This window comes from Streptomyces glaucosporus, assembly GCF_039533345.1.
In the GTDB taxonomy this organism is placed as follows: domain Bacteria; phylum Actinomycetota; class Actinomycetes; order Streptomycetales; family Streptomycetaceae; genus Streptomyces; species Streptomyces glaucosporus.
The window spans coordinates 81,539-97,407 of the sequence record NZ_BAAATJ010000008.1 but is presented as its reverse complement, the minus strand read 5'-3'; the positions used below and the strand labels follow the sequence as shown (position 1 = coordinate 97,407).

General features: G+C 71.6%; 20 protein-coding genes, 1 tRNA gene and 1 pseudogene. 7 read left to right on the top strand and 15 right to left on the bottom strand.

Going from position 1 to position 15,869, the window contains the following annotated elements; all coding sequences use genetic code 11:
* Nucleotides 1–45 precede the first annotated feature (45 nt).
* Nucleotides 46–348, bottom strand: a complete 303-nt coding sequence (locus ABD358_RS11575; protein ID WP_344321345.1) for a GroES family chaperonin — start codon at nucleotides 346–348, stop codon at nucleotides 46–48.
* A 63-nt stretch (nucleotides 349–411) separates the two neighbouring features.
* Entirely contained in the window at nucleotides 412–729 is a 318-nt protein-coding gene (locus ABD358_RS11570; RefSeq protein WP_344630838.1) for a DUF3618 domain-containing protein, read from the bottom strand.
* A 182-nt stretch (nucleotides 730–911) separates the two neighbouring features.
* On the opposite strand from ABD358_RS11570, the gene bcp reads away from it, so the two are divergent.
* From bcp to ABD358_RS11550, 4 genes are all read left to right on the top strand, one after another.
* On the top strand, nucleotides 912–1,379 hold the full coding sequence (bcp, locus tag ABD358_RS11565; protein WP_344630837.1) for a thioredoxin-dependent thiol peroxidase: 468 nt from the start codon (nucleotides 912–914) through the stop codon (nucleotides 1,377–1,379).
* A 142-nt stretch (nucleotides 1,380–1,521) separates the two neighbouring features.
* The gene (locus ABD358_RS11560) at nucleotides 1,522–1,785 is read left to right on the top strand and encodes a hypothetical protein (RefSeq protein WP_344630836.1); all 264 of its coding nucleotides are present in this window, start codon (nucleotides 1,522–1,524) and stop codon (nucleotides 1,783–1,785) included.
* Nucleotides 1,786–1,900: 115 nt separating this feature from the next.
* On the top strand, nucleotides 1,901–2,767 hold the full coding sequence (locus tag ABD358_RS11555) for an HNH endonuclease (protein ID WP_344630835.1): 867 nt from the start codon (nucleotides 1,901–1,903) through the stop codon (nucleotides 2,765–2,767).
* 48 nt (nucleotides 2,768–2,815) lie between these two features.
* Nucleotides 2,816–2,902: transfer RNA gene (locus ABD358_RS11550), tRNA-Leu, on the top strand.
* 82 nt (nucleotides 2,903–2,984) lie between these two features.
* Here the strand turns inward: ABD358_RS11550 and rdgB are convergent.
* From rdgB to ABD358_RS11530, 4 genes and pseudogenes are all read right to left on the bottom strand, one after another.
* The gene (gene rdgB / locus ABD358_RS11545; RefSeq protein WP_344630834.1) at nucleotides 2,985–3,590 is read right to left on the bottom strand and encodes an RdgB/HAM1 family non-canonical purine NTP pyrophosphatase; all 606 of its coding nucleotides are present in this window, start codon (nucleotides 3,588–3,590) and stop codon (nucleotides 2,985–2,987) included.
* A 150-nt stretch (nucleotides 3,591–3,740) separates the two neighbouring features.
* On the bottom strand, nucleotides 3,741–4,118 hold the full coding sequence (locus tag ABD358_RS11540; protein WP_344630833.1) for a hypothetical protein: 378 nt from the start codon (nucleotides 4,116–4,118) through the stop codon (nucleotides 3,741–3,743).
* A 123-nt stretch (nucleotides 4,119–4,241) separates the two neighbouring features.
* A complete protein-coding gene (rph, locus tag ABD358_RS11535; RefSeq protein WP_344630832.1) occupies nucleotides 4,242–4,970 on the bottom strand; it encodes a ribonuclease PH in 729 nt (242 codons plus the stop codon).
* 84 nt (nucleotides 4,971–5,054) lie between these two features.
* Nucleotides 5,055–5,318: pseudogene (locus tag ABD358_RS11530) on the bottom strand (PTS sugar transporter subunit IIB); the annotation flags it as partial.
* 182 nt (nucleotides 5,319–5,500) lie between these two features.
* On the opposite strand from ABD358_RS11530, the gene ABD358_RS11525 reads away from it, so the two are divergent.
* Nucleotides 5,501–6,784 (top strand): PTS transporter subunit EIIC, encoded by a 1,284-nt coding sequence (locus ABD358_RS11525; protein ID WP_344630831.1) that lies wholly within the window; start codon nucleotides 5,501–5,503, stop codon nucleotides 6,782–6,784.
* A gap of 111 nt (nucleotides 6,785–6,895) precedes the next feature.
* Here ABD358_RS11525 and ABD358_RS11520 read toward each other — a convergent pair whose 3' ends face one another.
* From ABD358_RS11520 to clpS, 8 genes are all read right to left on the bottom strand, one after another.
* Nucleotides 6,896–7,651: an MBL fold metallo-hydrolase gene (locus ABD358_RS11520; protein ID WP_344630830.1), complete on the bottom strand. Its 756-nt coding sequence runs from the start codon at nucleotides 7,649–7,651 to the stop codon at nucleotides 6,896–6,898.
* A 366-nt stretch (nucleotides 7,652–8,017) separates the two neighbouring features.
* Nucleotides 8,018–8,968 (bottom strand): PLP-dependent cysteine synthase family protein, encoded by a 951-nt coding sequence (locus tag ABD358_RS11515; protein ID WP_344630829.1) that lies wholly within the window; start codon nucleotides 8,966–8,968, stop codon nucleotides 8,018–8,020.
* Nucleotides 8,968–9,264 carry a MoaD/ThiS family protein gene (locus ABD358_RS11510; RefSeq protein ID WP_344630828.1) on the bottom strand — a complete coding sequence of 99 codons (297 nt, stop codon included), beginning with the start codon at nucleotides 9,262–9,264 and terminating at the stop codon, nucleotides 8,968–8,970. The genes ABD358_RS11515 and ABD358_RS11510 overlap by 1 nt, the downstream gene beginning before the upstream one ends.
* A 96-nt stretch (nucleotides 9,265–9,360) precedes the next feature.
* The gene (locus ABD358_RS11505) at nucleotides 9,361–9,492 is read right to left on the bottom strand and encodes a putative leader peptide (RefSeq protein WP_344630827.1); all 132 of its coding nucleotides are present in this window, start codon (nucleotides 9,490–9,492) and stop codon (nucleotides 9,361–9,363) included.
* A 121-nt stretch (nucleotides 9,493–9,613) separates the two neighbouring features.
* On the bottom strand, nucleotides 9,614–10,045 hold the full coding sequence (locus ABD358_RS11500; RefSeq protein ID WP_344630826.1) for a M67 family metallopeptidase: 432 nt from the start codon (nucleotides 10,043–10,045) through the stop codon (nucleotides 9,614–9,616).
* 123 nt (nucleotides 10,046–10,168) lie between these two features.
* Nucleotides 10,169–11,731: an alanine/glycine:cation symporter family protein gene (locus ABD358_RS11495; RefSeq protein ID WP_344630825.1), complete on the bottom strand. Its 1,563-nt coding sequence runs from the start codon at nucleotides 11,729–11,731 to the stop codon at nucleotides 10,169–10,171.
* Nucleotides 11,732–12,071: 340 nt separating this feature from the next.
* Nucleotides 12,072–12,680: a DUF2017 domain-containing protein gene (locus ABD358_RS11490; RefSeq protein ID WP_344630824.1), complete on the bottom strand. Its 609-nt coding sequence runs from the start codon at nucleotides 12,678–12,680 to the stop codon at nucleotides 12,072–12,074.
* The gene (gene clpS / locus ABD358_RS11485; protein ID WP_344630918.1) at nucleotides 12,680–12,961 is read right to left on the bottom strand and encodes an ATP-dependent Clp protease adapter ClpS; all 282 of its coding nucleotides are present in this window, start codon (nucleotides 12,959–12,961) and stop codon (nucleotides 12,680–12,682) included. The genes ABD358_RS11490 and clpS overlap by 1 nt, the downstream gene beginning before the upstream one ends.
* Nucleotides 12,962–13,234: 273 nt before the next feature.
* Between clpS and ABD358_RS11480 the strand changes: the two genes are divergently transcribed.
* Nucleotides 13,235–14,563 (top strand): nicotinate phosphoribosyltransferase, encoded by a 1,329-nt coding sequence (locus ABD358_RS11480; RefSeq protein ID WP_344630823.1) that lies wholly within the window; start codon nucleotides 13,235–13,237, stop codon nucleotides 14,561–14,563.
* Between the two features lie 198 nt (nucleotides 14,564–14,761).
* The gene (locus ABD358_RS11475) at nucleotides 14,762–15,355 is read left to right on the top strand and encodes an isochorismatase family protein (protein ID WP_344630822.1); all 594 of its coding nucleotides are present in this window, start codon (nucleotides 14,762–14,764) and stop codon (nucleotides 15,353–15,355) included.
* Nucleotides 15,356–15,480: 125 nt separating this feature from the next.
* On the opposite strand, the gene ABD358_RS11470 is transcribed toward ABD358_RS11475, so the two are convergent.
* Nucleotides 15,481–15,795, bottom strand: coding sequence for a hypothetical protein (locus ABD358_RS11470; protein ID WP_344630917.1), 315 nt, complete (start codon nucleotides 15,793–15,795; stop codon nucleotides 15,481–15,483).
* Nucleotides 15,796–15,869 lie beyond the last annotated feature (74 nt).

Sequence of the window (15,869 nt, the reverse complement as noted above, 5' to 3'; positions counted from 1 at the left end):
CGCCCGGCACACGGTCCGGCCCGCACCTGCGGGCCGGACCCTCCCTCACAGATACAGACCGGTGGAGTCCTCCGACCCCTGCAGCCGCTCGGCCGCCACGGCGTGCAGGTCGCGCTCGCGCATCAGCACGTACGCGACCCCCCGCACCTCCACCTCGGCGCGGTCCGCCGGGTCGTACAGCACACGGTCACCGGGCTCCACCGTCCGTACGCTCTGCCCGACGGCGACCACTTCGGCCCAGCTCAGCCTGCGGCCGACCGCCGCCGTCGCGGGAATGACGATGCCTCCGGAGGAACGGCGCTCGCCCTCCGGGTTGTCGGTACGGACCAGCACCCGGTCGTGCAGCATCCGGATGGGTAGCTTGTCGTGGTGGGACGTCTGGGAACTCACGGTACGACCGTATCTCAGCCGCTACCGGCGCCGGCGCCGAGCCGACACCAACAGCCCGGCCACCCCGACCACCACCAGCACCACCGGCACGATCCGCTCCGGCCGCGGCCGCCCCTCCTCGTCCACGAACCTCTCCCGCACGTCCGACACGGCACGGTTCACCGCCACGTACGCCCGGCCCGCCGTACGGTCCACGACCGCGGCCGCCCGCGCCTTCGCGTCCTCCGCGATCGTCCTCGGATGCACCCGCACCGCCAGTTCGTCCAGCGTCGCGGCGAGCTCCTGCCGCCTGCGGACGATCGCCGCCTCGATCTCCGCCGGGGTCCTGGCTTCCGACACCGCACTGCCTCCGTCGTCTCGTCCGTCTCATCCGCCCCACAAGGGCTGCCGCGCACCGGAATTCGGCTATCCGACAGTCTGGCAGCTCCGCCCCCTCCGATGCCCCGCGCCACCCCCGGCACACACCGTGACTAGGCTTCGAAGCGGTAACGCCCCAGAGAGACCCCGCCCGAGGAGCACCCATGAGCGAGCGACTGCAACCCGGCGACACCGCCCCCGCCTTCACCCTGCCCGACGCCGACGGCAACCCCGTCTCGCTCTCCGACTACGCCGGGCGCAGGGTCATCGTCTACTTCTACCCCGCCGCGCTGACCCCCGGCTGCACCAAGCAGGCCTGCGACTTCACCGACAACCTCGACCTCCTCGCCGGCGCGGGCTACGACGTGATCGGCGTCTCCCCCGACAAGCCCGAGAAGCTCGCCAGGTTCCGCGAGAAGGAGAACCTGAGGGTCACCCTCGTCGCCGACCCGGAGAAGAAGGTCCTGGAGGCGTACGGCGCCTTCGGCGAGAAGAAGCTCTACGGCAGGACCGTCACCGGCGTCATCCGGTCCACCGTGATCGTCGACGGGGACGGCAGGGTCGAGCGGGCCCTCTACAACGTCAGGGCCACGGGCCACGTCGCCAAGCTGATCAAGGACCTCGCGATCTGACGCCTCCCCTCCCCGGCTCCTCCTCCGCCCCTCCCCGGTCGACCGGCGTAACCGAACGTCACCGGACTCGTTGACCAGTACGAGTCCGCGACACACGACCGAACACCCGCGGACGGTCCACCAGGGAAGCAGGGGAGGGGCCGTGGCCGTCCGCTGCACCCGGGAAGCACTCGCCGACGCCGTCCGCGCGTCGGCGACCCTCTCCGAGGCGATCACCCGCCTCGGCGCGACACCGACGAGCGGCAGACGCGGACACGTCCGCACGCTGCCGGAACGGTGGGGCGTCGACACCTCGCACTTCACGCCCGTACGCCCGCGCCGACCCGAGGGCTCTCTCGGCAACCGACTCGCCCTGGGTCGCCCGGCACGCGCGAAAGCGCTGTTCGCGGGGCACCATGCCGGCTGATGTCCCACGTGAGACCCTCGTCGAGGCCGTGGCTCGCTCGTCGACATGGGCTGATCTCATGCGCGCGCTGGGTGTCCCGTCCAATGGGGGAAGGCGCCGCGCTCTCCAGAGACTCGTGAGCGAGCACGGTATCGACACCGGTCACTTCACACAGCGGAGCCCCTGGCGGAAGTACACCGATACGGCGATCGCCGAGGCCGTTGCGAGCTCGACCACCTTGCGCGAGGTCGTGGCCAAGCTCGGTGCTACGCCCGCGACGGGAACGCTTTCCCACATCCGGCGCCGTATCGCCGCCGCCGGAATCGACACCGGTCACATCCCCGCGCTGCACCGTCCTCGGGTCGACCTTCCGTTCACGCCCGAGGAGGTGAGGAAAGCCGCGGTGTTCGCGTCCAGCGTTCGCGCCCTGGCACGCGCCCTGGGCGTTCCCGACGACGGCAGATCGCGTGCCGCGCTGCGTCGCATGCTCACCGAACTGGACATCGACACCTCGCATTTCACACACGCACGGAAATCCATCCCCGAGGCACCGCTTCGGGAAGCCGTTTCCGGCAGTACCGGTTACGCCGACGTCATGCGTCGCCTGGGGCTGCCGGTCAATGACGCGAATCACCGGCGGGTACACCGACACGTGGTCCGGCTCGGGTTGGACACCTCCCATTTCAAGCGGCGCACTCGGCGTGAGATGCGACCCAAGGCGCCGAAAAGGATCGCCGACGAAGTACTGCGGATGCGCCCCGAGGGCGCTCCCCGCACGAACCATGCCCGGCTGCGCCGGGCCCTGGACGAGATCGGCGTGCCCTACCGGTGCGTTCTGTGCGGTAACCAGGGCGAGTGGCTCGGGGTTCCCATGACGCTCCAGATCGATCATGTCAATGGCGCCCCGCACGACAACCGACGCGAGAACCTGCGCTATCTGTGCCCGAACTGCCATGCGACCACTGGGACATGGTGCCGCCGAAACCGGCGAGGAGCCTCGTGACCGCCGCCCCTCCGGGGGCGACCCAACCGGTACGATGGACGGCGACCAGCGGCCGTGATGGAACTGGCAGTCATGCTGGGTTTAGGTCCCAGTGGGGATTTCCCCGTGTGGGTTCGAATCCCACCGGCCGCACCATATTCTTCCTTGAAATCAAAGGCCCGGCTCGGTGAGCCGGGCCTTCGGCGTCGTCGGCGGGATCACCTCCACGGACCGGCGATCAGCCCAGCAGCTCCCTGATCACCGGGGCCAGGGCGCGGAACGCCTGGCCGCGGTGGCTGATGGCGTTCTTCTCCTCCGGGGAGAGTTCGGCGCAGGTGCGGGTGTCTCCGTCGGGCTGGAGGATGGGGTCGTAGCCGAAGCCGCCCGTGCCGGAGGGCTCGTGGCGGAGGGTGCCGGGGAGGCGGCCCTCGACGACGCGCTCGGTGCCGTCGGGGAGGGCCAGGGCCGCCGCACAGGCGAAGTGGGCGGTGCGGTGGGGGTGGTCGATGTCGGCGAGCTGGGCGAGGAGCAGGTCGAGGTTGGCCTTGTCGTCGCCGTGCCGTCCGGACCAGCGTGCGGAGAAGATGCCGGGGGCTCCGCCGAGGACGTCGACGCAGAGGCCGGAGTCGTCGGCTACGGCGGGGACACCGGTGGCCTGGGCGAGGGTGCGGGCCTTGAGGAGGGCGTTCTCGGCGAAGGTGAGGCCGGTCTCCTTGATGTCGGGCACTTCGGGGTAGGCGTCGGCGCCGACCAGGGCGAAGTCGAGTCCGGCGGCGGAGAGGATGGCCTCCAGCTCGCGGACCTTGTTGGCGTTGCGGGTGGCGAGGATCAGGCGCTTGCTCATGGGGACCGATTATCCGTCTCGCCCGGATGGATGACCGTCTCCCCCGAAGTCGCCTCCCGAAGCCTCCGGCCCTCGAAGCCGCCGCCTTTCCCGGCCGGGCGGCGGCCCGTTCCTCCCGTCTCGCCCGTTCGGCTCGGCCGGGGGTGCGGCTCAGTTGGGCGTGCAGACCTTGGTGAGTTCGTCGGCGGCGTCGAGCACGGGGGTGACGTCGGGGGTTTCGCCCTTGTCGGCGGCGGCGCGGACGTTGTCGACGGCCTTCTGGAGGTCGTCGACGACCTTGCCGAGGTCGCTGTCCCCGGTGCTCTCGCCGATCTTGTCGAGGTTCCGGTCGATGCGGTCGAGGGATTCGGTGATCTCGGCGGGGTTCTCGGCTCCGTCGGACACGGCCTGCTGGAGGTCGCCCGCGCTGTCGGCGATGACGACGGCGGTGTTGGCGCAGTCCAGTGCGTTCTGGACGGCGCTGCAGCCCAGCAGGGGAAGCGCGAGGGCGAGGGGTGCGAGGGCGGCGAGGGTGGTCCGGCGGCGCATGGTGTCCTCTCTGGTGGGTGGGGCACCTGGACGGGCCGTACGGCTCGACCCGTACGGCCCGCACCCTCTAGGACGTGCAAAGCGCTCGTAAAGTTCCGTGCGGTGCCGCGGTCCCGCGGCGGGTCACTGGGCGGCCAGTGCCCGGCGCTGGATGTCGTCGAGCCGTGCGCAGCCGGCGACGGCCAGGTCGAGGAGGGTGTCGAGTTCGGCGCGGTCGAAGGGAGTGGCCTCGGCGGTGCCCTGGACTTCGACGAAGCGGCCGTCGCCGGTGCAGACGACGTTCATGTCGGTCTCGGCGTTGACGTCCTCCTCGTAGCAGAGGTCGAGGAGGGGGGCGCCTCCCACGATGCCGACGCTGACGGCGGAGACGGTGCCGGTGAGGGGCTGGGCCTTGGCGCGGACGAGTTTGTTGTCGCGGGCCCAGGCGATGGCGTCGGCGAGGGCGACGTAGGCGCCGGTGATGGCGGCGGTGCGGGTGCCGCCGTCGGCCTGGAGGACGTCGCAGTCGAGGACGACGGTGTTCTCGCCGAGGGCCTTGAGGTCGACGACGGCGCGGAGCGAGCGGCCGATGAGGCGGGAGATCTCGTGGGTGCGGCCGCCGATGCGGCCGCGGACGGATTCGCGGTCGCCGCGGGTGTTGGTGGAGCGGGGGAGCATGGCGTATTCGGCGGTGACCCAGCCTTCTCCGCTGCCTTTGCGCCAGCGCGGTACGCCTTCGGTGAGGCTGGCGGTGCAGAGGACCTTGGTGTTGCCGAAGGCGATGAGGGCGGAGCCCTCGGCGTGTTTGCTCCAGCCGCGTTCGATGGTGACGGGGCGGAGTTGGTCGGCTGTGCGGCCGTCGATGCGTGACATGGGGGCGAGCCTAGTCGGGCGGGGGGTGGGCTCGTTCCGGGTGGGTGGGGGGCGCGGGGCGGGGTGTGCGGGGGTGAGCGGGGGTCACATCATGTCCTCGATTTCGGCGGCGATGGGGTCGGCGTCGGTGCCGATGACGACCTGGATGGCGGAGCCCATCCTGACGACGCCGTGGGCGCCCGCGGCTTTGAGGGCGGTCTCGTCGACGAGGGAGGGGTTCTCCACTTCGGTGCGGAGGCGGGTGATGCAGCCCTCGATTTCGATGATGTTGTCGATGCCTCCGAGTCCGGCGACGATGTTCTCCGCCTTGCTGGCCATGTTCTCTCCTCCGTCTGCGCCGGTTCCGTCTCCGCTGCTGTTCGTGCGACGTTCCGTGTGGCGTTCCGGCGTCGGCTTCCCCTACCTGACCGTATTGGCACATTAACCTACGGTATGCCCGTCTCGCGAGAGGGCGTCCGGAGTGGTCCGAACCGTCTTCCGCGGGTGGATCGCGCGGTCCCACAGTCCCATGGCCCCACAGGAGGAAGCTGATGTCCACGGCCGATGTTCCGGCGTCCGCCGACAGCAGGAGCGGCGGTTCGGACCGCGGTCCGGGCCGCGGTTCGGCGGCGATGGCGGTGGCCCAGCGCATCGGCCGCAGCCTGATGCTGCCGATCGCCACGCTGCCCGCGGCGGCCCTGATGGTCCGTCTGGGGTACGAGGACATGCTCGGCCGGGAGGGTTTCCCGGCCGCCGTCAACCGTGTGGCCGAGTTCCTGGCGGCGGGCGGCGGCGCACTGCTGGACAACCTTCCGCTGCTGTTCGCCGTGGGCATCGCGGTCGGTTTCGCCAGACGGTCCGACGGTTCGACGGGTCTGGCGGCGGTGGTGGGCTATCTGGTCTTCCGGCAGGTGATGGCCACCTTCACGGATCCCAACCTGCCGCCGGAGGACGGTGTGCCGCAGCCCGCGGACGCGGGGGTGCTGGGAGGCGTGGTCATGGGCCTCGTCGTGGCCCTGCTCTACCAGCGGTACCACCGCAAGAAGCTGCCGGACTGGCTGGGGTTCTTCGGGGGGCGCCGCCTGGTGCCGATCCTGGCGTCCTTCGCGGGGCTGGTGCTGGGCGTGGTCTTCGGGTACGCGTGGCCGGCGCTGGGGGCCGCGATCCACGGGTTCGGCGAGTGGCTGGTGGGCTCCGGGGCGGTGGGCGCGGGGATCTTCGGGGTGGCCAACCGCGCGCTGATCCCGGTCGGGATGCACCACCTGCTGAACTCGTTCCCGTGGTTCCAGGCGGGCTCCTACGAGGACGGCGGGGTGCGGTACCAGGGCGACATCGCCCGTTTCCTGCACGGGGATCCGACGGCGGGGCAGTTCATGACCGGGTTCTTCCCGATCATGATGTTCGCGCTTCCGGCGGCCTGTCTGGCGATCTACCACTGCGCCCGGCCCGAGCGCCGCAAGGTGGTGGGCGGGATGATGTTCTCGGTGGCGCTGACCGCCTTCGTGACGGGGGTGACGGAGCCGATCGAGTTCACGTTCATGTTCGTCGCGCCGGCGCTGTACGTGGTGCACGCGCTGCTGACGGGCCTGTCGATGGCGCTGAGTTGGGCGCTGGGGGCGAGGGACGGCTTCGGTTTCTCGGCCGGCGCGATCGACTTCCTGCTGAACCTGGGGATCGCGACCAGACCCTGGCTGCTGGTGGTGCTGGGGCTGTGCTTCGCGGCGGTGTACTACGCCGTCTTCCGCTTCGCGATCGTCAGGTTCGATCTGCCCACGCCGGGCCGGGAACCGGAGGAGGAGGCGGAGGAGCTGGAGAAGGCGCAGTACAGGGCGTAGCGGCACAGTCCGGCGGACTCGGGGCCGCGGGGGCGGAGTTGGCGGAACGGGTGCGGCCGCCCGCGGGGCGTGGGTTTCCGCGGGCGGCCGCCGTGGGTCCGTGTACCCGCCTCAGAGTTCGTACACGGCCCCGGGGCGGGCCAGTTCCGCCGGGCCGCCGAACGCGGTCGCGGCGTCGCGCAGGTTGACCCGGGGGTCGGTCCACGGCGGGATGTGGGTGAGCACCAGGCGTTCGACCCCGGCCTTCCTGGCGAACTCCCCGGCTTCCCGTCCGTTGAGGTGGAGTTCGGGGAGGTCCTCCTTGCCGTCGGTGAAGGACGCCTCGCACAGGAAGATGTCGGCGTCGCGGGCGAGGCCGGTGAGCGCGTCGCAGGGGCCGGTGTCGCCGGAGTAGGCGATGGTCCTGCCGTTGTGCTCGACGCGGAAGCCGTAGGTCTCCACGGGATGCCGCATCAGGTCGGCGTGGACGGTGAGGGGGCCGAGGCGGAAGGTGCTCGCGGGAGCCAGGTCGTGGAAGTCGAACACCTCGCTCATGGAGGTGTCGGACGGGGTGTCGGCGTAGGCCGCGGTGAGCCTCTGTTCGGTGCCCTTGGGGCCGTAGACCGGGATGGCCTGGCAGCGGCCGCCCTCGAAGCGGTAGTACCGAGCCACGAAGTACGCGCACATGTCGATGCAGTGGTCGGCGTGGAGATGGCTGAGGACGACGGCGTCGAGGTCGTAGAGGCCGCAGTGGCGCTGCAGTTCGCCGAGGGCACCGTTTCCCATGTCGAGCAGGAGCCGGTAGCCGTCGGCCTCGACGAGGTAGCTCGAACAGGCCGATTCCGCGGACGGGAACGATCCCGAGCAGCCGACGACGGTGAGCTTCATGGGGAAGGAACCTCCGTGGCCCGGGAAGAGGGGTTACCTGAGCGTACGGCGCGCGGGGGCCGGTGGCTCCTCCGTGTGGCTCCGTTGTGGGCGGAATCACCAGGGCGGGGTAGGTCCGTGGGGGCGCCCGCGGCGGCGCGTCCGGAGGGGTTGCGGCCGGTGGCACCGGGGTGCCGCCGGGGGACGGCCGCGGGCGTTCCGCGGCGGGGCGCGCCGGGGGCCGGTGAGTGGTGGTGCGCCGCCGCTCCCGGCCGCGCGGTGGCGGCGGGGAGCGTGGCGGCGGGGCGGGTGCGCCGTGCGGGGGGTGGCGCGGCGGGTTCCGCGCGCGGCCCGTCGGCGGGTGTCACGCGGAGGTCGTCGCGGGGCTCACGCCCAGAGCTGTCCGTGGAGTGCCTCGACCGCGGCTTCGGTGCTGGGGGCGGTGTAGATGCCGGTGGAGAGGTACTTCCAGCCTCCGTCGGCGACGATGAAGACGATGTCGGCGTTCTCGCCCGCCTTCATGGCCTTGCGGCCGACGCCGATGGCGGCGTGGAGGGCCGCGCCGGTGGAGACGCCCGCGAAGATGCCTTCCTGGGCGAGGAGTTCGCGGGTGCGGGTGACGGCGTCCTCGGAGCCCACGGAGTAGCGGGTGGTGAGGACGCTCTCGTCGTACAGCTCGGGGACGAAGCCCTCGTCGAGGTTGCGGAGGCCGTAGACGAGGTCGTCGTAGCGCGGTTCGGCGGCGACGATCTGGATGCCGGGGACCTTCTCGCGCAGGTAGCGGCCCGCGCCCATCAGGGTGCCGGTGGTGCCGAGGCCGGCGACGAAGTGGGTGATGGAGGGCAGGTCGGCGTAGATCTCGGGGCCGGTGCCGGTGTAGTGGGCGCCGGCGTTGTCGGGGTTGCCGTACTGGTAGAGCATGACCCAGTCGGGGTGCTCGGCGGCCAGTTCCTTGGCGACGCGCACGGCGGTGTTGGAGCCGCCGGCGGCCGGGGAGGAGATGATCTCGGCGCCCCACATGGCCAGGAGCTGGCGGCGTTCCTCGCTGGTGTTCTCCGGCATGACGCAGACCATGCGGTAGCCCTTGAGCCTGGCCGCCATGGCCAGCGAGATGCCGGTGTTGCCGGAGGTGGGTTCGAGGATGGTGCAGCCGGGGGTGAGCCGGCCCTCCTTCTCGGCCTGCTCGATCATGTGGAGGGCGGGGCGGTCCTTGATCGAGCCGGTGGGGTTGCGGTCCTCCAGCTTGGCCCAGATGCGGACGTTCTCGGAGGGGGAGAGCCGCGGCAGGAGCACCAGGGGGGTGTTTCCCACCGCGGCGATCGGCGAGTCGTAGCGCATCAGCGCATGCCCCCGGCCATGGCGGATCCTCCGGCCACCGCGGGCAGGATGGTCACGCTGTCGCCGTCGCTGAGCTTGGTGGAGATGCCGTCGAGGAAGCGGACGTCCTCGTCGTTGAGGTAGACGTTGACGAAGCGGCGCAGCTCACCGCCCTCGACCAGGCGCTCCCGGATGCCGCTGTGGCGGGTCTCCAGGTCGTCGATGAGTTCGGCGAGGGTGCCGCCGTTGCCCTCGACGGTCTTCTGGCCGCCCGTGTGGGTGCGGAGGATGGTCGGGATGCGGACCTCGATGGCCATGGGTGTGCTCCTGTGGGAGAGGCGGGAAGCGGACGGTGTGGGGCCGTGCGGGATGTGCGCGGGTGCGGCCGGCGGGGGCCGCGCGGGGACGCCCGGTCAGTCGCGGGCGCGGACGCGGGGCCGACATGCGGCACTGGCGAGGCGGCACAGGTCCACGTGCAGGCGTGCCACGAGCAGCGTGCCCGGGGCGCTGCCCGGGTGGGTGTCGCTCACGTCGTGGTTAACCATGGGCTCATCGTAACGATTCCCGGCCGGGGATTCGGATGGGCATGTCACGATGCGGACCGTGCCGTCTCACCTTTCGTCTCGTCTTCCGTGCCGGGCGGCTCCGCGGGGCGTTCCGGCCGTGTCAGTCCTCGTAGGCCGGGACGATCCTGACCTCTTCCTCCGTGATCTCGCCGTCCACGATGCGGAAGGACCGGAAGGAGAAGGGGCCCTCGTCGTTGCCGCACTCGGCGGTGGAGACCAGGACGTAGTGGGCGCCGGGCTCGTTGGCGTAGGCGACGTCGGTGCGCGAGGGGTACGCCTCGGTGGCCGTGTGGGAGTGGTAGATCACGACGGGTTCCTCGTCGCGGTCGTCCATCTCGCGGTAGAGCTTGAGGAGGTCACCGGAGTCGAACTCGTAGAACGTCGGGGAGCGGGCGGCGTTCAGCATGGGGATGAAGCGTTCGGGCCGGTCGCTGCCGGCCGGGCCGGCGATGACGCCGCACGCCTCGTCGGGGTGGTCCTGCCGGGCGTGCGCGACGATCTTGTCGTGCAGCTCCTGGGTGATGGTCAGCATGGCCCACAGCATAGGCAGGGGGGACGCGGGCGGGGCGGACGGGCGGGGCCCCGCCCGTACCGGTGGTCGGTACGGGCGAGGCCCCGGTGGTGCGGTGCGGACTGTCCGGCCGGTGGGCGGGGGTCACTTGGCGAGCGGGGCGGCCTCTCCGGCGGAGCCGGCCTCGTCGGCCTCGATCTGCTCCTCGGTCTCGCCGGCGTCGCGGCGGCGGACGTAGTCGAGGACCTTCCCGAGTTCCTTCTTGACCATGGGGGCCAGCAGGTACAGGCCGATGATGTTGAACACCGCGGCGATGAACAGGAAGGAGTCGGCCATGGCGACCAGGGAGCCCAGGGACATCAGGGCGCCGGCGACGACGATGAGGCTGAACAGGACGTTGTAGAGGGTCTCGCTGGCCTTGCTGCGGCCGAAGAAGTACGTCCAGGTCTTCAGGCCGTAGTAGCCCCAGGTGATGATCGTGGAGATGGCGAAGAGGAGGACCGCGACCGTCAGCACGTACGGGAACCAGGAGATGACGGTCTCGAAGGCGTCCGAGGTCAGGGCCACGCCGGACTCGGGGGCACTGCCGTCCGCCACGGCCTCGCGGGCCGCCTCCCAGCTCGGGGTGCTGGCGATGACGATGGTCAGCGCGGTCATGGTGCAGATGATGACCGTGTCGACGAAGGGCTCGAGCATCGCGACGACGCCCTCGGTGGCGGGGCGCTTGGTCTTCACCGCGGAGTGGGCGATCGGGGCGGAGCCGATGCCGGCCTCGTTGGAGAAGGCGGCGCGCTGGAAGCCGACGATCAGTGCGCCGATGACGCCGCCGGCGACGCCCTCGGGGGCGAAGGCGCCCTCGAGGATGGTGACGACGGCGGACGGGACCTCGGTGATGTTGACCAGGATGACCGCGAGGCAGGCGCCGACGTAGACGATCGCCATCGCGGGGACCAGCCGGCTGGTGACGGCGCCGATGGAGCGCATGCCGCCGACGAGGACCAGGGCGACCAGGACGGCGAGCAGGATTCCGAAGGCGAGGGCGCCGCCGGAGGTGGCGAAGACGCTGTCGTCCTTGCCGGTCACGGACCGGAGCTGCTCCAGGCTCTGGTTGACCTGGAAGAGGTTGCCGCCGAAGAAGGCGAAGAACATCAGCGCGAAGGCGGAGCCGGCCGCGAGGACCTTGCCCAGGGCGCCGTATCCGCGTTCGGCCATGCCCTTGCGCAGGTAGTGCATCGGGCCGCCGGAGACGGTGCCGTCGGCGTGGACCTCGCGGTACTTCACTCCGAGGGTGCACTCGACGAACTTGGTGGCCATGCCGAGGAGGCCGCAGACGATCATCCAGAAGGTGGCGCCGGGGCCGCCGATGGTGACCGCGATGGCGACGCCGGCGATGTTGCCGAGTCCGACGGTTCCGGAGACGGCGGAGGTGAGGGCCTGGAAGTGGCTCACCTCACCGGGGGCGTCCTTCTGCTCGTACTTGCCCCTGACCAGCTTGAGGGCGGTGCCTATGTGGCGTACCTGGGCGAACCCGAAGTAGGCGGTGAACACCAGGCCGGCCAGCACGAGCCAGCCGACGATCCAGGGGAACTCCGTGTCGCCGACGGGGATGGTGTAGAAGACGATGTCGCTCAGCTTCGAGGCGATGGGGTCGGCGAAGTCGCTGATCCCCTCGTCGATTCTGGTCGTCCAGGATTCGGTCTCTGCCATGGGGTACCTCTGGCTGGTGCGGCTGCGGGGGCATACGGCGACGGGTGGTCGCCGGGAATGCGGCGGACAGGGAGAACGTCGTTGTCCAAAAGGCCGAGCGCGGTTCTGCCCGGGTTTCCGCCGGGGTCGCGGCCTCGGCTGAGGCCCTGGCGGAAAATCGGGTTGGGTGTTCCTACCACGCTGCGCCACCGGCAAGGCGTGACCTGGATCACATGTTCATATTACGGTCGCATCACAGCAGGAAATACACAACCAAACTGGACACCGTGTTCGGAAATCGGACGCACCGCCCCGGCAACCGGACACACCTCGAATGCGGAGCGTAATCGGAGCGCTCCGCTCAGCGCGTCATCGTCTCCAGCAGGGATTCCTGCAGGGCTCCCAGCCACAGGTAGGCCATCGCGATCGGCTTGCGCGGATCGCCGTCCGGCAGGTCGTACAGCTCGTCGCTGTCCTTGTCGTCGGCGAGCTCCAGGCGCGTGCCGATCGCCAGCCGCAGGTCGTTGAGCGTGCCGAGCCACTGCCGCGACTGCTCGGGGGTGAGGGTGAGCACCGCGCCCCCCGCGTCCTCGGGTGCGAGCCCGTCCAGGGCGCGCACGACGGCGAGGCCGTCCTCGCGCTTGCGGGCGCGCAGGTCGTTCTCGGTGTAGCGGCGGAACTCCGCGGCGGCGGCCCGCGTCCGCTCGTCGGACTCGGCGCCGGGGCCGCCGTAGGCGTCGGGGAAGAGACGCGCCAGCGCCGGGTCGGCGGGGGGCTCGCTGGGGCCGTCGGCCATCAGCGCTGCCAGCGGGTCCTGCTCGGCACCTCCGGCCTGCTCGCCGCCGGGGCCGGGGCCGATCAGCTCCAGGAGCTGGACGACCAGGCTGCGCAGGATGGAGATCTCCACCTCGTCGAGCGCGACGGCGGCCCCTCCGGGCACGGCGGCGGCGGGTTCGAAGAGCCCGGGCATCAGCGGTCCTGCTGGAGGGTCGCCCACAGGCCGTAGCCGTGCATGGCCTGTACGTCGCGTTCCATCTCCTCGCGGGTGCCGCTGGAGACGATCGCGCGGCCCTTGTTGTGGACGTCCAACATCAGCTTTCTGGCCTTCTCCTTCGGGTACCCGAAGTAGGTCTGGAACACGTATGTCACGTAACTCATCAGGTTCACCGGGTCGTTGTGGACGACCGTGACCCAGGGGACGTCCGGCTCGGACACCGCCCCGGGCGCCTCGTCCGACTCCGGGCGGGTGATCTCGGCGGGCTCCGTGGGGGCGACCGACGCGAGGGCTCCGCAGGCGGCCTCCGGGCGCGGGACGGCCCCGGCCGTCCGGCCCCGTCCGGCGGCACGGCCCGCCGCGGGGCACGGCACGGGCACGGCGGGAGGCGTCGGTGTCCGGCGTGTGTCGTCGCTCACGGTTCCATGCTGCCACCCGCACCGGGTGGACGCGCAAACGGGTCGGCGGGGGCGCCGACGCCGCCGGAACAGATATCGTCAGTCTGACGAAATAGAGGTAGCATCCGTCGTATGAACACAGCAGACCTGGGCCTGCCGGTCGCGGTGCCGTCGACTGCGCTCTTCACCGACCACTACGAACTGACCATGGTGCAGGCCGCGTTGCGCGGCGGGACCGCCCACCGGCGCGCCGTCTTCGAGGTCTTCACCCGCCGACTGCCCGAGGGCCGCCGCTACGGCGTGGTGGCGGGCACCGGGCGCGTGCTGGACGCGGTCGAGAACTTCCGCTTCGAGCCGGAGATCCTGGAGTTCCTGCGCGAGCGGGGCGTCGTCGACGAACCCACCCTCGCCTGGCTCGCCGACTACCGGTTCAGCGGCGACATCGCGGGCTACCCCGAGGGCGAGGTGTACTTCCCGGGCTCGCCGATCATGCGCGTCACGGGCACCTTCGCCGAGTGCGTGCTGCTGGAGACCGTGATCCTGTCGATCCTCAACCACGACTCGGCCGTCGCCGCCGCCGCGTCCCGGATGGCCGTCGCCGCGCAGGGGCGCCCGCTGCTGGAGATGGGGGCCCGGCGCACCCACGAGCTGTCGGCGGTGGCCGCGGCGCGGGCGGCGTACGTCGGCGGCTTCTCCTCCACCTCCGACCTGGCCGCCGGGTACCGGTACGGGATCCCCACCGTCGGCACCAGCGCCCACGCCTTCACCCTGCTGCACGACACCGAGCGGGACGCCTTCACCGCGCAGGTGGAGTCCATGGGCCGCGGCACCACGCTCCTGGTGGACACCTACGACGTGGCCGAGGCCGTGCGCACCGCCGTGGAGGTGGCCGGCCCGCGCCTGGGCGCCGTCCGCATCGACTCCGGCGACCTGCTGCTGCTCGCCCACCGGGTGCGGCAGCAGCTCGACGAGCTGGGCGCGCGGAACACGAAGATCATCGTGACCAGCGACCTGGACGAGTACGCCATCGCCTCGCTCGCCGCCGCCCCGGTGGACGCCTACGGCGTGGGGACCCAGCTCGTCACCGGCAGCGGGCACCCGACCGCGTCGATGGTCTACAAGCTGGTGGCCCGCGCGGACTCCGACGACCCCGGCGCGCCGCTGCGGCCGGTCGCGAAGAAGTCCATGGGCGGCAAGATGTCGGTCGCCGGCGTCAAGTGGGCCGCGCGGCGCCTGGACGAGCACGGCGTGGCGGAGGCGGAGGTCGTCGGCACCGGCGAGGTCCCCGGGGAGCTGAGGGACCGGCTGCTGATGGTGGACCTGGTCCGCGGCGGCGAGATCGTGGCCCGGGAGCGGCTGGACGCGGCCCGTGAGCGGCACGTGCGGGCCCGCGACGGGCTGCCGCTGTCGGCGACGCAGCTCTCGCGCGGCGAGCCGGTCCTGCCGACCGAGTACGTCTGAGCAGGCCCGAGTACGCTCCGACACGTCCGGGTACGCCATGGGGAGCGGGACGGCCCGTGCCGTCCGCGGACTCCCGCACCCGCGGCGGACGCCGGGCTCCCCGGACCGGGAACGTCCCCGCCCGTCCGCTCCCCGTCCCCCCGCCGGCCCCGGCGGATCCCTTCCCTCCCACAACACTCCAGCCGAAAGGTGTGCGCCATGCACCGGGCCCTGATCGTCGTAGACGTCCAGAACGACTTCTGTGAGGGCGGCAGCCTCGCGGTGGCGGGCGGCGCCGACGTGGCCGCGGCCATCACCGATCTGATCGGGCAGACGACCGCCGGCTACCGCCACGTGGTGGCGACCCGCGACCACCACATCGCCCCGGGCGACCACTTCTCCGACCACCCCGACTTCCGCCGCTCCTGGCCCGCGCACTGCGTGGCCGGGACCGAGGGCGTGGGCTTCCACCCGAACTTCGCCCCCGCCGTCGCCTCCGGCGCGATCGACGCGGTCTTCGACAAGGGCGCGTACGCCGCGGCCTACAGCGGTTTCGAGGGTTCGGACGAGAACGGCGTCCGGCTGGCCGACTGGCTGCGCTCCCACGAGGTCACGGAGGTGGACGTGGTCGGCATCGCCACCGACCACTGCGTCCGCGCCACCGCCCTGGACGCGGCCCGCGAGGGCTTCCGTGCGCGGGTGCTGCTCGGCATGACGGCCGGCGTCGCGGCGGAGACGACCGGGAAGGCGCTCCGGGAGCTGCGGGAGGCGGGCGTGGAGCTGACCGGCGAGCCGGTGGTCCGGGAGCCCTGAGGCGGCCGCCGGGCCTTCCCCGCGCCCGGGGTGCCCGGGGGCGCCGGGCCGTGCGGGCCTGTGCCGGGCCGTGCGGGGATCCTGCCGGAGCGGGCGGCGCGGCCCGTGCGGGGGGCGGTTTCCGGCTATCCGGCGGCGGGGCTGCGGAGCAGGGCGCCCACGGGTCTCCAGAAGTCGGTCTCGCGGGGCGTCGCCGAGCGCCAGACCAGGCCGTCGGGGTGGTGGAGCACCGCGCTGACCTCGTCCGGCGTGGGCGGCTCGGTGTTGCCGCGCAGGTAGACCGCGCGCAGGCCCAGGTTCCGCAGCCGGGTCAGGGCCCGGGCGCGGTTGGCGGCGTGGACCAGGAAGCGCACGCGCTGCCCCGCGGCCCCCGGTCTGGGCAGCGAGAGGGCCACCACCACGCTGCCGTCCGGCAACCGGATCCAGCCGCCACCTGCCATGCTCACCACTCCCCCGTTATACAACACGTCAGCAAAGGGTCTCGCAGGCGCATTCTCAACACGATCGGCCGCCG